Below are 19,489 nucleotides of genomic sequence, written 5' to 3' on the forward strand. Positions count from 1 at the left end.
CTGGTGTGTAGTCCATTCTCGCGTCAGACGGGGGAGAAGACAATGGTGGGGCGCCCGGCGCTCGCCGAACACCCCACCACAGTCGTGCGTACTTCCGCTTGCGGCCCTAGAAGAAGCCCATCTTGGACGGATCGTACGAGACGAGAAGGTTCTTCGTCTGCTGGTAGTGGTCGAGCATCATGAGGTGGTTCTCGCGGCCGATGCCCGAGCTCTTGTAGCCACCAAACGCGGCGTGCGCCGGGTAGTTGTGATAGTTGTTCACCCACACTCGGCCGGACTGGATCTCGCGGCCGGCACGGTAGGCAACGTTCCCGTCGCGCGACCACACGCCGGCGCCGAGACCGTAGAGGGTGTCGTTCGCGGTCTTCATCGCGTCGGCGTAGTCGTTGAACCGCGCCACCGAGACGACGGGGCCGAAGATCTCCTCCTGGAAGATGCGCATCGAATTGTCGCCCTCGAAGATCGTCGGTTCGACGTAGAAGCCGCCGGACAGGTCGCCGCCGAGGTCGGCCTGCTTGCCGCCCGTACGCACCTTTGCGCCCTCCTGCTTGCCGATGTCGATGTAGCTGAGGATCTTTTGCAGCTGGTCGTTCGAGGCCTGCGCGCCCATCATGACGTCGGTGTCGAGAGGGTTACCGGTCTTGATCGCCTGCGTGCGGGCGGTCACCGTGTCCATGAATGGGTCGTAGATGGAGTCCTGCACGAGCGCGCGCGAGGGGCAGGTGCAGACCTCGCCCTGGTTGAGCGCGAACATCGTGAAGCCCTCTTGCGCCTTGTCCCAGAACGCGTCGTCTTCGCTCATCACATCGGAGAAGAAGATGTTCGGGCTCTTGCCGCCGAGCTCGAGGGTCACAGGAATGAGGTTCTCGGACGCGTACTGCATGATGAGGCGTCCCGTGGTCGTCTCGCCGGTAAAGGCGATCTTGCGGATCCGCTTGTTCGCCGCGAGCGGCTTGCCCGCCTCGACGCCGAAACCGTTGACCACGTTGACCACGCCCGGCGGAAGCAGGTCTCCGATGATCTCCATGAGCACCATGATCGACGCCGGCGTCTGCTCGGCGGGCTTGAGCACCACGCAGTTGCCCGCGGCGAGCGCCGGGGCGAGCTTCCAGATGCCCATGAGCAGCGGGAAGTTCCACGGGATGATCTGCCCGACGACCCCGAGCGGCTCGTGGAAGTGGTAGGCGATCAGGTCCTCGTTGATCTGCGACAGGTGCCCCTCCTGCGCCCGGATCGCGCCGGCGAAGTAGCGGAAGTGATCGATGCCGAGCGGAATGTCGGCGTTGAGCGGCTCGCGAATCGCCTTGCCGTTGTCCCAGCTCTCGGCGACGGCGATCTTCTCGAGGTTCTCCTCGATGCGGTCGGCGATCTTGTTGAGGATCACCGCGCGCTCCGCGGGGCTCGTCGTGTTCCACTTCGGTGCCGCGGCCCATGCCGCGTCGAGCGCCGCCTCGATATCGTCCGCAGTGCCGCGCGCGATCTCGCAGAACACCTTGCCGTTGATGGGGGAGACGTTCTCGAAGTACTCGCCCTTGATCGGGGCGACCCACTCGCCACCGATGTAGTGGTCGTAGCGCTCCTTGAAATCGACAAGCGCGCCTTCGGTTCCCGGGTTCGCGTACACCGTCATGGTGGACTCCTTTCATTGCAGATCAACCAGGTGGTTGTTAACCAATGCGGTTGCCTGCGAATGTAATCTGCGTCACGTTGCAACAACGTTGCACGACGGCGGAGATGCCGGACCGGTGTGAGCGTGCGGCTACGCGATGTCGCTGCTCCGGAGCGTTTCCAGGTGGGCGACAATGACCGAGCGCTGCGCCGATCGCGGAGGAAGAACCTGCAGGGCGACCTGCCACGGATCGGGGTCGGCCTCGACCTCCGGGAGCTCGAGGTAGCGCAGGAGGGTATCGGGGTTCGCGTCGGACAACATGGCCTCGCGGAGGGCGAGGGAGGCGCTTTGCAGCATTGCCGAGACGCGGTCGGATTCGGCGGCCGCCGCCGATTCCCCGCGGTAGAGGTCGAGCGCGAGATCGTATTCGCCTCGGCCGACGTGTTCGACGACCTCGAGCGCGTCGATCGCGAGCGGCTCGGTGAGCCGGTAGGGCCGGCCCGCGAGCTGCGGAGCGCCGGGAATTGATTCGAGAAGCCGCTTGAGTCGGAGCAGCTCCACGCGGACGGTGGCCGCGGCCGTCTGCTCGGGGTAGATGAGCGCGCCTATCTCCCCGGCGGTAAGCCCGCCTGGTTCGGTGGCGAGGACCGTGAGGAGCTCGGTGTGCCGCGTCGTCAGCGGAGTCGAGGTGCCGCCCGCCTCCAGGCACGGCCGCCCCCGGTGGACGAGGCGCAAAGTCGGTAGTGACGGCGGGGTTCGTGAGGCGTCCAGGGCGGACGCATCGCGCATCTGGATGCTCAATTCGCGCGCGGCGGCCGCGGCTGTCGCACGGACGAGCGCCAGGCAGCGCGGGTCGCCGGCGGCGTCGCCGCCGGTGACGTCGAGCGCTCCGAGGATCGCGCCCGTCGACGGGTGGACGAGCGGCGCGGCGGAGCAACTGAACGCGTGGACCTCCGGGCGCGTATGTTCCTCGCGCCTGACCGAGAGCGCGGATCCGCGAAGCAATGCCGTCCCCGGGGCGTTGGTGCCTTTCTGGGCCTGCGACCAGTTCTCGCCGACTGCGAAACCAATCTCCTCGATGCGCGACTGCGCGCGTCGGTCGCCGCCGATGTGGCGCAGGTGGCCGGTGTCGTCGGCGAGCGCGACGACGAGACCGTCGTCCGAGGCCGTGGGTATGAGCAGGTCATTGACGAGGCCGACGACGGTCTCGACCGGCGTGCCGGCGTGCTGCTCCGGGGCCGCGGGTGTTGTCCGCGCCTGCCGCTGCTGGGACACGCATCCTCCCGCCCGTGTATGAACTGGTGATTCAGCTCACAGTATAGGCGCGATCGTGCGAACGTCCAGGCCCGAGCGTGTGTGAGATCGGTGATCAATGCCAGACGGTTGCGGCGCTACGTCTGTCGCACTTCGCGTCGGACGGCAGCCCTGAGGGAGAAATCACCGTGTCCGGCCGGAAACACACACGCTGGAGTGTGTGTTTCCGGCCAGGCGTGGTGTTTCGCGGCAGCGCGTACCGTTGAAGGGCGCGAGCGCCCGCATGCGGTCCTGGCGAACGGCGAGCTTCACCCACCTCTTGGCCGCTAGGGACGGATGCTCTCGTTGTACAACGATGCCCTCGTTCCCCGCGGCCGAAGGCTGCTGCCGCTGGTTCAGTCGGCCTTCGCGGCCACCACCCGGCCGACTCGCTCGAACGCCTCGGTGAGAACTGCAGGGTTGCAGGCGAAATTGACTCGGAAGTGTCCTTCTCCACCCGGGCCGAAGGCGATGCCGGGACTGAAGGCGACCTTCGCTTCGGAGAGGAAGACCTTTGCGGGGTTGTCCCCGAGTTCGGGGTAGGCGGAGGCGTCGATCCACGCGATGTACGTCGACTCCGGGCGCACCATCGTGGCCTTCGGCAGGTGCTCGGCGAGCAGCTGCTCGAGCAGGTCGACGTTCTCGTCGAGCGCCGCCATGAGCTGCTCCCGCCACGGCTCACCCTCGGTGAGCGCGACCCTGGCCGCCAGGGAACCGAGGTGGCCGGCGGCGCCGGCGAGATACGGCGGGAGCGTGTACTGGGCGCGGTTGCCGGTGATGACGAAGGCGCACTTGAGGCCGGCGAGATTCCAGGTCTTCGACGCCGAGGAGATCGCGAAACCGACCTTGCGCGCGGTATTCGAGGCGGCGAGGAAGCTGCGGAATTCGTGGCCCGGCAGGGCCATGGGGGCCCAGATTTCGTCCGACACCACGATCGCGCCGTAGGAATCGGCGAGCTCTGCGAGCGCGGCGAGTTCGGACTGCGGGTGGATGCGGCCGGTCGGGTTGTGCGGGTGGCACAGCAACACCGCCCGCGCCCCGGCGGCGAGCTCGGCTTCGATCGCCGGGAGGTTGATGCCGCCGTCCTCGGCGAACGGCACGGGCGCCGGCTCGTGACCGGCACGGCGGATCCATCCCGGGAACGGCATGTAGACGGGAACGTGGTGAACCACCCGTCCTCCGCTCGGTACGAACTCGGCCAAAGCCGCGCGGACGCCGACTCCGACGTCATATACGGGCATGACGTCGCCGGGCGCGGATTCGACGCCATAGCGGGTGTAGTACTGCGAGACGATATCGCGCAGGCCATCGGCATCCGCGGAGTAACCGGTATCCCCGTCCGCGACGGCCGCGGCGAGGCGCTCGGCGATCGGCGGTGCGAGCGCGACGTCGGACTCGGCGACGAACAGCGGCAGCACGTCCTCGGGGTAGGAGACCCATTTCTCGCTGCGGCGGGCACGGAGCGCGGAGAGTTCGAGATCTAGGGGGAAGCTCATTGGCCTAGCTTATCGCGGTGCTAGTGCGTTGCCTCGGAGTCCTCGTGGCCGCCGAAGGGGAGGAGGTGGATGACGGTCGCGAGGAACGCGCCCCACACGGAGCCGACGAGGAACGCGCACAGCGTCTCCACGCACCACGCGAGCGCGCCGCCCACCCCGGCGAGCCCGGCGACGGGGTCGGCAATCGCGGCGATGAGATCGTGTGGTCCGTGCCAGCCGAGCTCGCCGATGCCTTCGATGATGATGTGGCCGCCGACCCAGGTCATCGCGAACGTGCCGACCACCGACAACGTCGACAAGACGAATGGCATCGCCTTGACCAGGCCCTGGCCCAGCTTCTTGACGCCGGCGGAATCGCGTTTCGCGAGCGCGAGGCCGATATCGTCCATCTTGACGATGAGCGCGACCACGCCATAAACGACGAGCGTGATGAGGATGCCGACGACGAACAAGACCGCAGCCTGCATCCACACGCTCTGCTCGGCCACCTCGTTCAGCGAGATGATCATGATCTCCGCCGAGAGGATGAGGTCGGTGCGGATCGCCCCGGACACCACCTTCTTCTCGGCGTCCTCGCCCTGGCGCACGGCGGGCTCGGCGGGCTCTTCGGATTCGCCCGATTTCCGCCGCACCATGTCGAGGAGTTTCTCGGCGCCCTCGAAACACAAATATGAGCCGCCGAGCATGAGGATCGGCGTGATGGCCCACGGCGCGAATGCGCTGAGCAGAAGCGCAATCGGCAGGATGATGAGGAGCTTGTTGCGCAGCGAGCCGATGGTGATCCGGCGGATCATCGGCAGCTCGCGAGAGGAGTCGACGCCCTCGAGATACTGCGGGGTGACCGCGGTGTCGTCGACCACGACGCCCGCCGCCTTGACGCTGGTGCGGCCCGCGGCGGCTGCGACGTCGTCGATGCTCGCCGCCGACATCCGCGCGAGAACCGCGATATCGTCGAGCAGGGCTACGAGGCCACCGGCCATAGCTGAACTCCTAGGTGGGAGGGTGCCCGCGTGGGCGCTTCGGTTCTGGCAAAAGAATAGGCGAACCGCGGCGCCGGTGCGCGGCGAGCGGGGCGGACTCTAGAGCCGCAGGATCCCGCCCGGGGACTTCTGGACCTCCTCGAAGCGGCCGACATTGCGGCGCACCGTGTCCCATTCCTCGGCCGGGATCTGCTTTGCCGCGCGCTTGATCACGTCCTTGTCGCCGGTTCCCCACGCAATCGGCATCGGGGAGATGAACTGGTAGGCGTTGTCCTTGCCGCGTGCCGAACGGTTCCCGGCGACCGCGACGCAGGGAACGCGCTCGCCCTCCTTCCGATCGTGCCCGGGAAGCTTCTGCGCCGAGAGCGTGACCAGCGCCGGGATCGACCCGGCCGAGCGGTCGACTGCCTGGTCGACGAGCGCGACGAGGGTGAGCACGTGTGGGTGCACGTTCGCGACGATCGCCGGTACCAGTTCCGAGGTGGCGTAGGTGCGGTCGATCTGCCCCATCTTTCGGGGGATGTAGAAAATCATCGCAAGGCAGCCGAGGCCGAAGAGGCCGAGAACAAAGGCAATCATCAGCGCGCCGACAGACCCGAATACGACACCGAGGACGACGGCACCGCCGAGGCACACCACGGCGAGGATTGCGGCGGCGACCTGCAGCCGCCGGATCTCGCCGAGCTTCTCGTTGTATTTGCGCGCCCAGGTCGGATCCACGTCGAAATCGAAGAGGCGGTACTGCGTATGCGGGTTCTGCGGTGCGGGCATGATCTCCATTATGGACTGTCCCTAGATGAGTTCCACCAGCGCCGCCGCAGCGATGAATGTCCCGATGCCGATGAACAGCACCGCGCTGACCGCGTCGACCACGGGAAGCCAGGTCCTGATCCGCGCATTGAGCTTCGGATGCGAGGCGGCGAGCGTCACCGAGGCGAACGCGAACACCGCGATCGCGACGAGCAGCGCGAAGATCCCCAGCGATGCCGCGAGCGACAGCCGTTCGCCACCCGGATACAGAAACGGCGCGAGCAGCGAGCCGAAAAACACCACGGCCTTCGGGTTGGACAGGTTCGTCGCGAGCCCTCGCACGTAGTCGCCACGTAGTGTTCGAGTCTTCGTTCCGCCTCGAACGGAACCACTGCTGGATGACGTCGCCGCAGCTAGGCCGCGCCTGGCCGCCACGGTCTCCCGCGCGACGGGCCAGGCGCTGCGCAGCCCGGTCACCCCCATGAAGACGAGGAACCCGCCTCCCGCGAGTTGCAACCAGTGCAGCAGATCCTCGCGCGCCTGGAGGATCGCGGCGAGCCCGAGCATCGACGCGCCAAGCCAGATCGCGACCCCCGTGACCACCCCGGCGAGCGATGCGAACCCGGCCCAGCGCGAGGACAGCGAGCGCTGGATCACGAGAAGCATGTCCGGGCCGGGGGTGTATGCGCCGACGATCCAGACGCCGACAAGCGCGAGCAGTTGGGAGAGGGTGAGCACGGTGGGACAGTCTAGGGGTGCGAATCCCGCTTTCACCAGCCGGAAACAGCGTTTGTCGACTAACCTCTGCAGGTGTGACTCGCGCCACTTTCCGTAGGTTCGGAATCGCCCACGCCGCGCTCGCCGCGGCGCTCATCGTCGTGGGCGGCGGCCTCGCCGCGCCCGCCTACGCGCAGTCGGCGGGTTCCCTGCAGGCGCCCGGGGGATCGGTGTTCCCGAACGCCTCGGGCTCTCTCGGTTCGTTGGGTATCCAGCAGGACCAGTTGTCCGGGCTGGGTTCGGGCGAGATCGCCATTGCCGACGGCGCCCGCGGCGAGTATCCGCTCGGCGAATACACCCTCTCCGTGAGCGATGAGCGCGTCGCCGTCAACGCTGCCGGCCGCACCGTGTGGGCGGGCACCACCGGCTACTCCTTCCTCATGGCCGGCGCCGGCACCGTGGATTGGGCCGAACACCGCGGCTACTTCTGGCCCGCCACCCGCCACGGGGAAAGCTGGAACTCCCAGCGCGTGGACCGTATCGACAATGACGGCGGAGGTCTCACCCTCACCGGCACCCTGGGTTCGCCGGGCTCGGAGCGGGAATATTCCGCGAGCTTCGCCCCTCGCCCCGGCGGCGGGATCTCGGTCGACGTGTCCGTTCCGGGCGCCGACACGGTGCAGTGGGTGAGCGAGAAGAGCCAGGGCGCCGGGGTCCACGGCTTCGGCGAGCAGTTCACGGACTTCGACCTCTCCGGTCGGCTCATCCCCATCGTCGCCCGGGAACAGGGCGTCGGCCGCGGCGCCCAGCCGCTCACGCTGCTCGCAGACCTCACCAACGGCGGCGCCGGCGGCACCGAGTCGATGACGTACGCCGCGTGGCCGACCTTCGTCACCGGCGATATGCGCGGCGTCCGCCTCGACCCGGCCGCGAAAAGCAGCTACTCCTTCGCCGTCGGCGACACCCGTGCCGCCGATCGCGTCGGACTCGAGGTGTGGTCTCCGGACATCCGGCTCGAGCTCACGTCCGGGGACTCGCCGAAGGAGCTCATCGCGCAGCAACAGTCCGGCGTCACCCGGCCGCCGCTCGCGGGGTGGACGCAGTCCGGCGCCATCGTCGGTATCCAGGGCGGCACCGACAGGGTCCGCCGCGTGGTCGACGACCTCGAGGCGGCCGGCACGCCCGTCGCCGGCGTGTGGCTGCAGGATTGGACGGGGCAGCGCACCACCGACTTCGGCGACCGCCTGTGGTGGACGTGGCAGCTCGACCAGGCACGCTACCCCGGCTGGTCCGGGCTCGTCTCCGAACTCCGCGACCGCGGCATCCGTACCACGACCTACGTGAACCCCTTCCTCGTCGATGCCGCGCCCAAGGGCGACCCGTCCATCCGGAACCTCTGGCAGGAGGCGTCTGACGCCGGACTCCTAGTTCGCAACACCGAAGGCGCGCCCTACATGCTGGACCAGGGAGGATTCAGTGCCTCGCTCGTGGATCTCACCGATCCCGCCGGGAGGGCGTTCATGTCCGACGTCATTGCCGACGAGGTTCTGGCGGGCGGGGTCGACGGCTTCATGGCAGACTTCGCCGAAGGCTTGCCGATGGATGCGGTGGTGCATGACGGCGATGCGGCCGAGTTGCATAACCGGTGGCCGCAGCTGTGGTCGCAAACGGTGCGCGAGGGTTGCGAGAAGGCGGGGCGCCCGGATTGCGTGACGTGGTTCCGCGCCGGCACATTCGGCATGGATTCGCAGTCGCCGGCGTTCTGGAACGGGGATCAAACGGTCGACTGGTCGAGGGAGGACGGGCTCGCGTCAGCGTTGCTCGGGACGTACTCGGCGGGCGTGTCCGGGTGGCCGGTCGTGCACTCGGACATCGGCGGCTATATATCTGTAGATGCCATCGTGCACCAATTCGTGCGCGACGAGGAACTGCTCGCGCGCTGGGGCGAGTACGCGGCGTTCGGGCCGATGTTTCGGACGCACGAGGGCAACCGGCCCGCGGCCAACCGGCAGGTGTACGACGAGGGGGAGCGGGTGGCGTTCGCCCGCAACGCCCGGATCTTCGCCGCGCTGGCCCCGTACCGCGAGGGAGTTCTCGCCGAGGCCGCGCGCACGGGCGTGCCGGCTGTGCGGCATCCGTGGATCGAGTTTCCCGGTACCGAGGTCGCGCGGAGCGAGACACAGTTCATGTTGGGCGAGGCGATCATGGTCGCGCCGGTGCTCGAACGCGGGCGCGAATCGGTCGAGGTCGTGTTCCCGCCGGGGCGGTGGAAACACCTGGTGACTGGCGAGGTGTTCGAGGGTGAAACACGCGCGACCGTGGCGGCGCCTATCGGGCAGCCGGCGGCGTTTATCGACGCCGACGACCCGCGCGCCGAGGAGATCGGCCAGGCCGTCGCCGCGGCGGCGCGCGGCTGATCCGAGGCAGGAAAGTCTCGTTCGGGGGCGAGAGGCCAGAATTGGAGGCCGGGCCGCCGAAATCCTGGCACGCTGGGGTTATGGCTACCGAATTTCACATGGATGGTTTCGTTGCACGAGCGGCTCGCGCACTGAGCCAGGTGTCGATCGCCTTGGTCGCGAACCGCGCGGGGATGGATGCCGACCGCCTCAAGCACTATGAGCGCGGCCTCGGTTCGGTGACGCAGGAAGAGGCGCAGGCGCTGGTGTCTGCCTTCAATTACTACGGCGTTGTCTTCATCCCAGAAGGCGAGGGCGGCGGCGTCGGCGTGCGCCGCAAGTTCGGCCAGACCAAGGTCGAGATGATCGAGAACTGGGAAGGCGAGGGCGGCCCGGTCGGCGAGGACGACATCTAGCCCTCGCCCGAGCCGTCTTACGGGGGGGGGCGAAGCTACTCGCCGATCTGGGGCAGCTCCGGGCCGAGCACGTCGTCGGCGTCGATGATCCGGTAGGCGTAGCCCTGTTCGGTGAGGAAGCGCTGGCGGTGCTGGGCGTAGTCGGCGTCGAGGGTGTCGCGCGAGACCACCGAGTAGAAGTGCGCCTGCCCGCCGTCGTGCTTCGGGCGCAGCAGGCGGCCGAGGCGCTGGGCCTCTTCCTGCCGCGAACCGAACGTCCCCGACACCTGGATGGCCACGGACGCCTCGGGCAGGTCGATGGAGAAGTTCGCGACCTTCGACACCACGAGGCACGAGATCTCGCCCTCACGGAACTGCTCGAACAGCTTCTCGCGCTCCTTATTGGGCGTCGAGCCCTGGATGACGGGAACGTCGAGGGTCTCGCCGAGTTCGTCGAGCTGGTCAAGGTACGCGCCGATCACCAACGTCGGGGCGCCCGCGTGCTGCTCGATGAGCTTGCGGACCACCGGGATCTTCGTCTTCGCCGTCGCGCAGATCTTGTAGCGCTCGTCCGGCTCGGCGGTCGCGTAGATCATCCGCTCGTTCTCGGTGAGCGTGACCCGGACCTCCACGCAGTCGGCCGGCGCGATCCAGCCCTGGGCCTCGATGTCCTTCCACGGGGCGTCGTAGCGCTTGGGCCCGATGAGCGAGAACACGTCGCCCTCCCGGCCATCCTCCCGGACAAGAGTGGCGGTGAGCCCCAGCCGCCGGCGGGACTGGAGGTCCGCCGTCATACGGAAAACCGGGGCGGGAAGCAGGTGGACCTCGTCGTAGATGACCAGGCCCCAGTCGCGGGAATCGAACAGGTCCAGGGCCCGGTAGACGCCCTTGGTCTTGCGGGTGATGACCTGGTAGGTGGCGATGGTGACCGGGCGGATCTCTTTCTTCTCGCCCGAGTACTCGCCGATCTCGTCCTCTGTGAGCGAAGTGCGGCGCACGAGCTCGCGCTTCCACTGGCGCCCCGAGACGGTGTTGGTGACGAGGATGAGCGTGGTCGCCTTGGCCTTGGCCATCGCGGCGGCGCCGACCATCGTCTTGCCCGCGCCGCAGGGGAGGACCACGACGCCGGAGCCGCCCGACCAGAACGACTCGGCCGCCATCTCCTGGTAGTCGCGCAGCGCCCACTTCTCTTCTTCTGTAGAGAGGTCGATGGGGTGGGCTTCGCCGTCGACGTAGCCGGCGAGATCCTCGGCGGGCCAGCCGACCTTGAGCAGCTCTTGCTTGAGGTGGCCGCGCTCGGAGCCGTGGACGATGACCGTGTCGTCGTCGATCTGTTCACCGAGCATGGGCGCGATCTTCTTGTGCCGTTTGATCTCGGCGAGCACGGCCTTGTCGAAGGAGACGAGCACGAGGCCGTGCGCCGGGTTCTTCACCAACTGCAGGCGCCCGTAGCGCGCCATCGTCTCGGCGACATCGACGAGCAGCGGCTGCGGCACAGGGAAGCGCGCGTACTGCACGAGCACGTCGACGACCTGCTCGGCATCGTGTCCCGCGGCGCGCGCGTTCCACAGCGCGAGCGGGGTGATCCGATAGGTGTGCACGTGCTCGGGCGCGCGCTCGAGCTCCGCGAACGGGGCGAGCGCGCCGCGCGCCTCCGCGGACTGGGGATGGTCGATCTCCAGCAGCACGGTCTTGTCCGATTGGACGATGAGGGGTCCGCCGCTCACGATAGATGGTCCTTTCGCTCGGGTAGCGGTGCGCCGATTCTCACGGCGCTGGGGCCACGGAGATGATCCGTGACAAAGAATATTCGCGGTGTTCGTCGGTGAGCGGGTCGATCCCGCTGACCCGGCCGGCCGCCACACGCAGCGGCAACAGCATGCCCGAGGAGGTGCGCCCGGCGGCGTCGACCACCGCGATCGCCACCGGCGTGGCCGCAGCGGCCGCGTCGTGCAACATCGTGACCGCCGCGACGCCGGTCTTGCGGCCGCTCCCGCCGCGCGCCCCCGCGACGCCCGCGGCCTGCTCCGCCGAGCGCATCCCGGCCACAGCCGTGCGTGCGGACTGCGGGTTCACCCCGATCCACGCCGCGAGCCTACGCGCATCGCCCGGGTCCTCCGCGCGATCAGGGGTGATGCGGGCGCGCTGGCGCACGAGATCGACGATCTGCCCGCTGGTGTCCTCGGCGACCGGCGAGTACCCGGCCTGGCGAAGCTGCGTGAGCACGTGGTTCGGCCGGGCGTGCGCAATGAGCACGGTCGGCGCGATCTGCCGGATCCCGAGCTCGGACGCCAACGGCCCCTGGCCGAGCTCGGCCACCAGCGCCTGGTCATCCGAACGCAGGAATGACGTCGCACTTCCCACCCGCAGGGTGCCGTGCCGGCGCGCGACATCGGCGATCAAGTATTCGACGGACTGCGGCACCGGCGTGATCGACGCCGCGCGCAGCGTCGCGAGAATGCCGTCCGCCGTGCGGCCGGTGTCGAGGGCGCGGCGCAGCGAGGCATCGGTGAGCCGGTACGTCGTCGCGGCGCCCGTGGATTCGACCTCCCCGATCGCGCCGACCTCGGCGCCGAGCTCCGCGGTGAGAGGCCCCGGGGCGAGGATCGTGTTATCGGCCTGCACGATAATCTCGGACACCGGCTCCGGCACGATCTGCGCGAGCGTGGTCGCGAGCGCGTCGACGAGGCCGGCGCCATCGCGGGCGGCCTCCCCGTCGCTTTCGCCGCGGTCTGCCGCGGCCGAGAATTCGTGCGCCGCGCGGCCTGCGGCCGTGAGCCCCCACCCGGCGACGAGCCCGAACAGCCGCGCCTGGTCCACGATCTCGCGGATGTGCGGCATGCCGCGGCCACCGACGAGAGCCGGGCGCAGCCAGCGCACGAGCTCGGGGAAATCCTCTGCGGTGCTATCGCGGTCCTCGGGCAGCTGGGCGAGCGCGGCGAGCGCGTCCTTGCGGGTTTCGAGCACGCTCGGCCGCCACCGCTCCTCGGCGCGGATCGCGAGGACGGGCACGTCGATATGGGTCTTGCCCGGTTGGTCCGCGCCCGGCTCGGGCTGCCAGGGCGCGACCGGCATGCGCCACCAGGCCGCGGCGAGCGCGGCGACGCGGCGCGGGAGCTCGGCCTCGCTCCAGGCGTCCGCCGCAGGGGTCGGCGCCCACGAATCGGAGAACGGCTCCTCGGCGACCTCCCCGTCTCCGGGAAAGATGAGCCCGGCGGCGTACAGCGTCTCGAGCACAACGACGGTGGCGCCGAGCTCGGTGTCCGCAGCGGCAGCGAGACGGCGCAGTTCGCGGATCCCGACGCCACCGCCGCGCAGCTGCGACAGTGGGCTCTGGCCGAGGAGGTCGAGGATACGAGTGGCGAGGTGGTCGAGCTCGATCGCCGCCACCCCAGCGCTGCCGTCGCGGCGGCCCACGCCCATTGCGGGTCCTGGCCACGGCGGCGGGGCGAGAATATCGGCGCCGTCGGTGTCGTACCGCAGCTGATACACCGCCGCGGCGACAGGGTAGAGAAGGGTGCCATCGTGGCCGAGCCGGGCGATTCCCGCCGCCACGGCTGCGTCGATGACCTCGCGCGTCGCCGCCGGCACGCGCGCCGAGAACTCCCCGCGGCACGCGGTACCGCGCGCCAGGCGGGCGAGCAGCGCCCGCGAGCGGTCGTCCGCGGCGAGCGCGCGACTCACCGCCGCCGGGGTCGGATCCCCGTCCTGCGGGAGCACGATCTGCGCGCGGGCCGCGAAATCGCCGACGTCCGCCGTCATACGAAGACTGTCGTCCGAGCCCCACAGCAGGCCGCGCTCGCGTAGGCGATCGATCGCGGCGGTGACACGCTGCTTCGACCCCGCCGGGCGGCGGCTGCCGGCATGGGGGAGCGCGGCATCGATGTCCTTCGCCGCGACGGGCCCGGCGAGCGCGCCGGCGGTCTCCGCTGCGAGCAGGACGGTCGCGGTCGGCAGGTCGAGCCGGTTAGCCTCGCGCCTGGCGGTCTGGGGCAGCCCGAGCCGCGCGGCGAGAACCTCGAAGGATGACGGCGGAGGCGCCGTGACATCGGGCCGGGCGCGGAGCAGGGCGTGGAGGAAGTCGTCCTCTGCCGCCGCCAGCCACGCCGCGAGGTCGTTCGCGGCCGCTGGGCGATGAGTTCGACGTGGCACTTTATCCACAGTAATTGGAAACCGCGGCGCGTGCCTCCCCGCAGGCGTATGCGGGCCCGCGGGTCGGTGGCCCCCGCGGTTCACCCCGCGCGATGACAGGCGCGGAAAGGAATGCGATAATAGGACGCGTGAGCACCCAGAATAATGTTCTCGATACCACTGCATGGCCGGACGAGCGCTACGGCGAGCACCCGGTGACCGAGCTGGTCGCCTACGTCACCGGCGGGCTGTCGCCGTACGGCAACATCACGTTCCCGGTCGACGCGTCGACCTTGCCGTACGTGCACCCGTACACGCGCACCAACTTCTGGAACGAATAGCTTCTTCCGCGCCGACGCTCGGCGGAGTGCGGCGCGAGTTCGCCGCGTTTCGGTGAATGCCTGCCCGCCCCGTGCCTTGTGGCGCGGGGCGGGTTTTTGCGTGCCGTGTCGCCGTAGTTCGGGCAGCGCGTGTGGGCTGTCGCGCGCGGACGGCTGCGGATTTACTCGTGAGCGGCCGCGATTCGGCGCGCGCCGCCGTGATTCACTGCGTGCGGCAGGAAAAACATAGGCCAGCCGCAGTGAATCCGGCCGGACGTGTACCAAACGCCCGGCGGGAGCGAGATACTAGGCTGCGAGCGAGCGGGCGCGGGGCGGGTTTTGCGTGCCGTGGGGCCTGAAGGTGGACCGGGAAATGGCGAAGCGGCCGGGACGCGCGATGCGCATCCCGGCCGCTTGGCATGCACGCCCTGAGGCGTGCGGGCTTCGGCGAAGGGTTAGTTCGAACCGAAGTAGGTGGCCATGAAGTTGTCCACGGCCTCCTTGTTGTCGGCGTAGTGGCCGTCGACCTCGTCCTTGTGCGCGTTGTACTGCGCAGCGACCTCGTCGGCCGGAACCTCGATGCCACGAGCGGCAGCCTCGGCGATGAGGGTCGCAATGTGGGCCTCGGCGGTGGGCTCTGCCTCGGCTGCAGGCGCCTCCGGGGCGGCTGCGGGCGCGGGGGCCTGGTCGAAGTCGGCGAGGGTGCGCTCCTGCGGGGCGCCGCTCAGGCCGAGCTGCGAGGAGCAGGACGGCCATGCGCCCCAGCCCTGGCCGGCGAGAACGCGCTCGGCAACGATGATCTGCTGCTCGCGGGTTGCCTGGTTGGCGGTGGCAGCGAACTCGCCGCCGCCGTAGCCGCTCCAGGTGGACGGGGAGAACTGGAGTCCACCCTGGAAGCCGTTGCCGGTGTTGATGCCCCAGTTGCCGCCCGACTCGCACTGCGCGAGGGCGTCCCACTCGGAGAGCGGGGCAGCGTTGGCGGCGCCCGGCGCGAAGAGGAAGCCGGTGGCGCCGACGGCTGCACCGGTGAGTGCAACCTTCGCGAAGGTCTTGGAGTGCGAGGAGGTGGTGGCGGTGCGGTGACGGCCGGTGTAGGTGCTCATTCTTCGAGAGGTCCTAACGTTTTGGTTCATTTCGGTGGCGGGGCTTCCCTCGCGCGCCCTGCGGGCACTGCGTTCGGGAGTGCATTCTGGTGCGCTCCGCCTCTTAACTCCCGAGGAGTCTGCGCTAAACGATAACGAATGAACAACAAATCGTCACCATTTCGAAATAAACACATCGTTGATTCGGCAGCGAGGCGGCAGTGGAAATGCCGCAACAGCTGGCTTTATGTGGATTTGATGTGATTCGTAGCACGTCCACATTGGGTAACAAACGAATCACGAATCACAATAATCTCAAACGCAGATAAAATTGCAGGTCAACAGTCCACATTGATGGGCGAAGGCGGTCAGTGGCTGCACATTCGCCCGTTATCGCTTTGGCCGCCGCCCGGAGATGAGGGCGTAAATGATCGCCAGGACGAATCCGAGCGGCGTGCACAGCATCCCGACGAGATAGACCCACGTCGGCCCCTCATTCGAGGACGACAGCAGCGGAATCGCAATGGATGCGAGAACTCCGATGACGCCCACCACGAAAAAGAACATGGCCGCGAAGAACAACGGCCGGAACCTGGGGCCGCGAGGGGCGGCGGTGCTGTGGGGAGAATCTGTGGCACTCACGATTGATAACTGTACCGAGCGGGAGAAATCGATGATCGCATTCCTCTGCGCTCGGGGTACTCTGGTATTTCTTGCGACCCCGCCGGCGGCGGGGGAGTAGAAGAACCGAGGTGTCCGCGTACTTCACGCGCGGAGTTTCCAGGAAAGCGAGGGACAGCCGGTCATGGCACGCGGAAAGGTCAAGTGGTACGACGCCGACAAAGGCTTCGGATTCCTCTCCCAAGAAGAGGGGGAGGACGTGTACGTGCGCTCGGACGCGCTCGCGGCAGGCGTCGACACACTCCACCCGCGTCAGCGCGTCGAGTTCGACATGGTCAGCGGGCGGCGCGGGCCGCAGGCGCTGCGCGTCGAGGTGCTCGAGACCCCGGGTAAGCCCGCTGCGGCAGGCCGTACGCGGAGCACGCGAACCCCGGACCAGCTGCACGGGATGATCGAGGACATGATCACCCTGCTCGATTCCTCGGTGCAGTCCGAGCTTCGCCGAGGTCGCATGCCCGACGCGAAGGTGTCCGCGCGGGTCGCCGAGGTGCTGCGCGCGGTGGCCGGCGAACTGGGCTAGTTCGCGGGCGTCAGCTTCAAGGACCATTCGCCGGCGAGGATCGATTCCTCGCCGGCGTCGTCGTACACGGGCATCGGCAGGGTGGTGGTGAGCACGACGCCACTGAGGAGCCCCTCCTCGGTCTCGGCGGGCACCGTGATGGTCTTCTCCGAATGTGCCGCGATGTCCTCGACGGACTCGGTCGTGGTGCCGTCGGGTGCGGTGCGCACGAGAAGCATCGAGAAATCGGTGCGGATGAGTTCGACAGGGAGTCCGATCGTGAGCGTCTGGTCCTCGCCGATGTCGCGGGTGAGTTGCTCCTCTTCGCCACCGGAGGACTCGAGGGTCGCGTACTGGTAGGGCTCGGCGTGCTCGTTCCACGTCGAGGTCGCGAACCGGACCTCTGGGATCCGGCCGTACTGGTCCGCGCTGCCGCGCCACGCGGAAAGCGCGGCGACGATGAGCAGGGCGCAGATTACGACGATGACGATGGTGAGCGGGCGGATCCGCCCACCCGAGGCGCCGGAGTTGCCAGAGGCCGAACGAGAAGACATATCTCTATCGTGCACGGCGCCGGGTGGCTACGACGATTCCGGGGCGGGGCGCCGCGGCCGGTTGCCCCCGACCCACGGGACGAGCGACGTGCCCTTGCGGGTGAGCACCGCCTGGGTGACCATGAGCGCGCTGAGCACCGCGAGCACGGTGAACCCGATGGTGAAGTCGGTGGGAAGCAGCACGCCGAGCGCGCCGCCGAGGACCCAGGACATCTGGAGCGCGGTCTCCGAGCGGCCGAACGCCGAGGAGCGCCCACGGTCCGGGATGTCGGTCTGGATCGACGCGTCGAGGGCCACCTTGCCCAGGGCGCTGGCAAGCGCGGCGACGAGCGCCAGCACGACCGCCGCCTCGACGTTTCCGAGGAACGCGGCGACGATCGTGGCCGCGGTAGCGGCGACGCCCGCCGTCATCGTGATGCGTGTCGAGTGCCCGAGCGGGATGCGCGCGCCGAGCGCGTTGCCGGCGAATGTGCCGATGCCCGCGGCTGCGCCCGCGGCGCCGAGCATTGCGACCTGTTCGGTGGCGGCGGCGTCCTCGGTCGATTTGGCGACGAAGGCGACGTAGAGGGTCATGAACCCGGTGAGCATGCGCACCGAGGATTCGGCCCACAGGTTCGCGATGACATCGCGGCCGAGCGGGCGGGTGAGGACACGCCGCATCTGCGCGAACCCGGCGCGCGCCGCCGTGCGAATGGGCGTCGTGGGCGCGGACGCGGCGGCCACTGTGTTGTCCTCGCCGGCTCCGCCGTCATGCCCGAAATAGGCGAAGGACGCCGATTCGTCCCCCTCGTGAAACTCGGCGGACGGCGGGATCGTCATGCACAGGTACGCCCCGACGAGCGCGGCGATCGCGAGCAACCACAGCACCTCGCGCGAGTCGAACAGGTAGGCCACGCCCGCGGCGATCCCGCCGGCGACGAGCGAACCGAACACGTGCCCGAGAATCGTGAGCCGGGAATTCGTGCGCACGAGGTCGAGCTGCGGCGGCACGAGATACGGCGTACACGAGGCGCGCACCACCCCGTACGTCTTGGACAGCACGAGCATCCCCAGCGCGCACGGATACAGCAAGAGCGAATGGAAGTTGAGCGCGAGGATCACCGCGAGCACGGCCCGCAGGGTGAAGGTGAGCGACAGGGTGAAGCGCCTGCCCCGGCGAAGCCGGTCGAGCGCCGGACCGATAATCGGCGCGATGACGGCGAACGGCGCGACCGTCATGAGGAGATAGAGCGCGACGTTCGTCCGCGATTCGGCGGTCGCCGCCGAAAAGAACAGGGTGTTCGCGAGCGCCACCGCGAGCATCGCGTCGATCGAGAAGTTCGCGACCGTCGTGTACGACAGCTGCGCCAAGCCCGATTCGCGCGCGCCCTCCGCGTGGAACATGCGCCGCGGAAGGTCGATGACGCGCCCGAACACCGTGAGGCGTTGGCGCGGGCCGGTCGACCCGGCGCCGCGGGGAGCGGAGCCGGGGGACTGGCCGGGGGCGGAACCGTGGGCCGAACCCGAACGTGCGCGCCCCCGGAAGGGAGGTCGCGACCGGGTCACTTGAGGCGGACCTCATACATATTCGGCCACAGCTTTCCCGTGACGATGAACGTGTCCGAACCCGGCACCTTCGCGATGCCGTTGAGCACCGCGTCGGGATCGGAAGGGCGCGGTTGTTGCAACTCGCCGAGATCCCACTGCGCGTCGACCTCGCCGCTCGACGGGTCGATCCGGACGATCCGGTCGGTCATCCACACGTTGGCGTAGATCCTGCCGTCCGAGCAGTCGAGCTCGTTGAGGTTGTCGACGCCCTTGGCCCCTAGAGCCACGTTGATCTCCCCGGTGGGCTCGAACGTTTCCGGGTCGCGGAGGGTGAGCTTGTTCGATCCGTCGCTCATCACGAGCTGATCGCCCATCGTGCACAGGCCCCAGCCTTCGCCGTCATACTCGGCGCGGCCCGTCTCCTCGAGGGTCGTGGCATCGCGTTTGTAGGCGATGCCGTCCTTCCAGGTGAGCTGCCACAGGGTGTTCCCCGTGATCGTCATGCCCTCGCCGAACTCCCGGCCCGGCAGCGGATCGGTCTTGACCCGGTAGTCGGTCGGTCCCGAATCGAGCGGGCGCGCCGACACCCAGGACGTGCCGTAGTCGCCGGTGGATTCGTAGAGCTCTCCGTCGCGCATCTCGAGCCCCTGGGTGAACGCGGCGGAATCGTGCCCCAACTCGCGGACGACCTCGACCTCTCCGGTCGTATCGGGCTGTGCGGCGCCGCCCTGGCCGAGCCCGTCGGCGCTGCCGGAATTGCCGCTTCCGACGCTTCCGGCGTTCGGCCCCGCGGTGGACAGGCTGCCGCCATCGATGGAGCCCATCTCGCTGTTCGCGCTGGTCTCCTGTACGTCCCCGGAGCCCGCCGAATCGACCGCGTCCGACGAGCACGCCGCGGTGAACGCGAGGACTGCCGCGAGTGTTGCCGGGCCGACCACCCCGGCGGTGCGCCCGAACCGTGACGGGCGGCGGCGCGAACGCGAGGGTCGCGAGGGGCCCGAGAAACGGGAAGACGGGACGAAATCGGCGATAGGGCGCATAGGTAAATCATGCCGCATA

General features: G+C 68.6%; 17 protein-coding genes. 4 read left to right on the top strand and 13 right to left on the bottom strand.

Features of this window, described 5'->3' with window-relative positions:
• Positions 1 to 106 precede the first annotated feature (106 nt).
• The 6 genes from exaC to BJL86_RS04160 form a co-directional block, all read right to left on the bottom strand.
• Positions 107 to 1,630 (bottom strand): acetaldehyde dehydrogenase ExaC, encoded by a 1,524-nt coding sequence (exaC, locus tag BJL86_RS04135; RefSeq protein ID WP_067472237.1) that lies wholly within the window; start codon positions 1,628 to 1,630, stop codon positions 107 to 109.
• A gap of 129 nt (positions 1,631 to 1,759) precedes the next feature.
• A complete protein-coding gene (locus BJL86_RS04140) occupies positions 1,760 to 2,884 on the bottom strand; it encodes a GAF domain-containing protein (protein WP_067472235.1) in 1,125 nt (374 codons plus the stop codon).
• Between the two features lie 374 nt (positions 2,885 to 3,258).
• Entirely contained in the window at positions 3,259 to 4,398 is a 1,140-nt protein-coding gene (locus BJL86_RS04145; protein ID WP_067472232.1) for a MalY/PatB family protein, read from the bottom strand.
• Between the two features lie 20 nt (positions 4,399 to 4,418).
• On the bottom strand, positions 4,419 to 5,378 hold the full coding sequence (locus tag BJL86_RS04150) for a DUF808 domain-containing protein (protein ID WP_067472229.1): 960 nt from the start codon (positions 5,376 to 5,378) through the stop codon (positions 4,419 to 4,421).
• Positions 5,379 to 5,477: 99 nt separating this feature from the next.
• Positions 5,478 to 6,149, bottom strand: coding sequence for a DUF3239 domain-containing protein (locus BJL86_RS04155; protein WP_231887127.1), 672 nt, complete (start codon positions 6,147 to 6,149; stop codon positions 5,478 to 5,480).
• 21 nt (positions 6,150 to 6,170) lie between these two features.
• Positions 6,171 to 6,866, bottom strand: a complete 696-nt coding sequence (locus BJL86_RS04160; protein ID WP_067472223.1) for a LysE family translocator — start codon at positions 6,864 to 6,866, stop codon at positions 6,171 to 6,173.
• 74 nt (positions 6,867 to 6,940) lie between these two features.
• On the opposite strand from BJL86_RS04160, the gene BJL86_RS04165 reads away from it, so the two are divergent.
• Together BJL86_RS04165 and BJL86_RS04170 are read left to right on the top strand one after the other, a co-directional pair.
• Complete coding sequence (locus BJL86_RS04165) at positions 6,941 to 9,262, top strand: alpha-glucosidase (protein ID WP_067472220.1); 2,322 nt, start codon at positions 6,941 to 6,943, stop codon at positions 9,260 to 9,262.
• 80 nt (positions 9,263 to 9,342) lie between these two features.
• Positions 9,343 to 9,657, top strand: a complete 315-nt coding sequence (locus tag BJL86_RS04170) for a helix-turn-helix domain-containing protein (protein WP_231887126.1) — start codon at positions 9,343 to 9,345, stop codon at positions 9,655 to 9,657.
• 35 nt (positions 9,658 to 9,692) lie between these two features.
• Here the strand turns inward: BJL86_RS04170 and BJL86_RS04175 are convergent, their stop codons facing one another.
• The gene (locus BJL86_RS04175; RefSeq protein ID WP_067472214.1) at positions 9,693 to 11,363 is read right to left on the bottom strand and encodes a DNA repair helicase XPB; all 1,671 of its coding nucleotides are present in this window, start codon (positions 11,361 to 11,363) and stop codon (positions 9,693 to 9,695) included.
• Positions 11,364 to 11,403: 40 nt separating this feature from the next.
• Positions 11,404 to 13,788 (bottom strand): helicase-associated domain-containing protein, encoded by a 2,385-nt coding sequence (locus BJL86_RS04180; RefSeq protein WP_083657622.1) that lies wholly within the window; start codon positions 13,786 to 13,788, stop codon positions 11,404 to 11,406.
• Positions 13,789 to 13,916: 128 nt separating this feature from the next.
• Here BJL86_RS04180 and BJL86_RS04185 point away from each other — a divergent pair, with 128 nt between their 5' ends.
• Positions 13,917 to 14,108: a hypothetical protein gene (locus BJL86_RS04185; RefSeq protein WP_198034343.1), complete on the top strand. Its 192-nt coding sequence runs from the start codon at positions 13,917 to 13,919 to the stop codon at positions 14,106 to 14,108.
• 434 nt (positions 14,109 to 14,542) lie between these two features.
• Here the strand turns inward: BJL86_RS04185 and BJL86_RS04190 are convergent, their stop codons facing one another.
• Positions 14,543 to 15,190, bottom strand: coding sequence for a transglycosylase family protein (locus BJL86_RS04190; RefSeq protein WP_075844836.1), 648 nt, complete (start codon positions 15,188 to 15,190; stop codon positions 14,543 to 14,545).
• A gap of 369 nt (positions 15,191 to 15,559) precedes the next feature.
• Complete coding sequence (locus BJL86_RS17030; protein WP_156515465.1) at positions 15,560 to 15,811, bottom strand: hypothetical protein; 252 nt, start codon at positions 15,809 to 15,811, stop codon at positions 15,560 to 15,562.
• A gap of 163 nt (positions 15,812 to 15,974) precedes the next feature.
• Here BJL86_RS17030 and BJL86_RS04195 point away from each other — a divergent pair, with 163 nt between their 5' ends.
• Positions 15,975 to 16,370: a cold-shock protein gene (locus BJL86_RS04195; RefSeq protein WP_067478282.1), complete on the top strand. Its 396-nt coding sequence runs from the start codon at positions 15,975 to 15,977 to the stop codon at positions 16,368 to 16,370.
• On the opposite strand, the gene BJL86_RS04200 is transcribed toward BJL86_RS04195, so the two are convergent.
• Genes BJL86_RS04200 through BJL86_RS04210 form a run of 3 tightly spaced genes read right to left on the bottom strand, consistent with a single transcriptional unit; the run spans position 16,367 to position 19,470 of the window.
• Positions 16,367 to 16,903, bottom strand: coding sequence for a DUF2771 family protein (locus BJL86_RS04200; RefSeq protein ID WP_067478286.1), 537 nt, complete (start codon positions 16,901 to 16,903; stop codon positions 16,367 to 16,369). The genes BJL86_RS04195 and BJL86_RS04200 overlap by 4 nt on opposite strands.
• Before the next feature lie 27 nt (positions 16,904 to 16,930).
• A complete protein-coding gene (locus tag BJL86_RS04205; RefSeq protein WP_083657623.1) occupies positions 16,931 to 18,448 on the bottom strand; it encodes an MFS transporter in 1,518 nt (505 codons plus the stop codon).
• Complete coding sequence (locus tag BJL86_RS04210; RefSeq protein ID WP_082908514.1) at positions 18,445 to 19,470, bottom strand: glutaminyl-peptide cyclotransferase; 1,026 nt, start codon at positions 19,468 to 19,470, stop codon at positions 18,445 to 18,447. Before BJL86_RS04210 ends, BJL86_RS04205 begins: the two co-directional genes overlap by 4 nt.
• Between the last annotated feature and the right edge of the window lie 19 nt (positions 19,471 to 19,489).

Origin of the sequence: Dietzia timorensis (genome assembly GCF_001659785.1) — a bacterium.
GTDB lineage: Bacteria > Actinomycetota > Actinomycetes > Mycobacteriales > Mycobacteriaceae > Dietzia > Dietzia timorensis.

Coding starts and splice junctions, on each gene's coding strand:
- exaC (WP_067472237.1), bottom strand. CDS start 1,630: ATGACGGTGTACGCGAACCCGGGAACCGAAGGCGCGCTTGTCGATTTC.
- BJL86_RS04145 (WP_067472232.1), bottom strand. CDS start 4,398: ATGAGCTTCCCCCTAGATCTCGAACTCTCCGCGCTCCGTGCCCGCCGC.
- BJL86_RS04150 (WP_067472229.1), bottom strand. CDS start 5,378: ATGGCCGGTGGCCTCGTAGCCCTGCTCGACGATATCGCGGTTCTCGCG.
- BJL86_RS04155 (WP_231887127.1), bottom strand. CDS start 6,149: ATGCCCGCACCGCAGAACCCGCATACGCAGTACCGCCTCTTCGATTTC.
- BJL86_RS04170 (WP_231887126.1), top strand. CDS start 9,343: ATGGCTACCGAATTTCACATGGATGGTTTCGTTGCACGAGCGGCTCGC.
- BJL86_RS04190 (WP_075844836.1), bottom strand. CDS start 15,190: ATGAGCACCTACACCGGCCGTCACCGCACCGCCACCACCTCCTCGCAC.
- BJL86_RS04195 (WP_067478282.1), top strand. CDS start 15,975: ATGGCACGCGGAAAGGTCAAGTGGTACGACGCCGACAAAGGCTTCGGA.
- BJL86_RS04200 (WP_067478286.1), bottom strand. CDS start 16,903: ATGTCTTCTCGTTCGGCCTCTGGCAACTCCGGCGCCTCGGGTGGGCGG.
- BJL86_RS04210 (WP_082908514.1), bottom strand. CDS start 19,470: ATGCGCCCTATCGCCGATTTCGTCCCGTCTTCCCGTTTCTCGGGCCCC.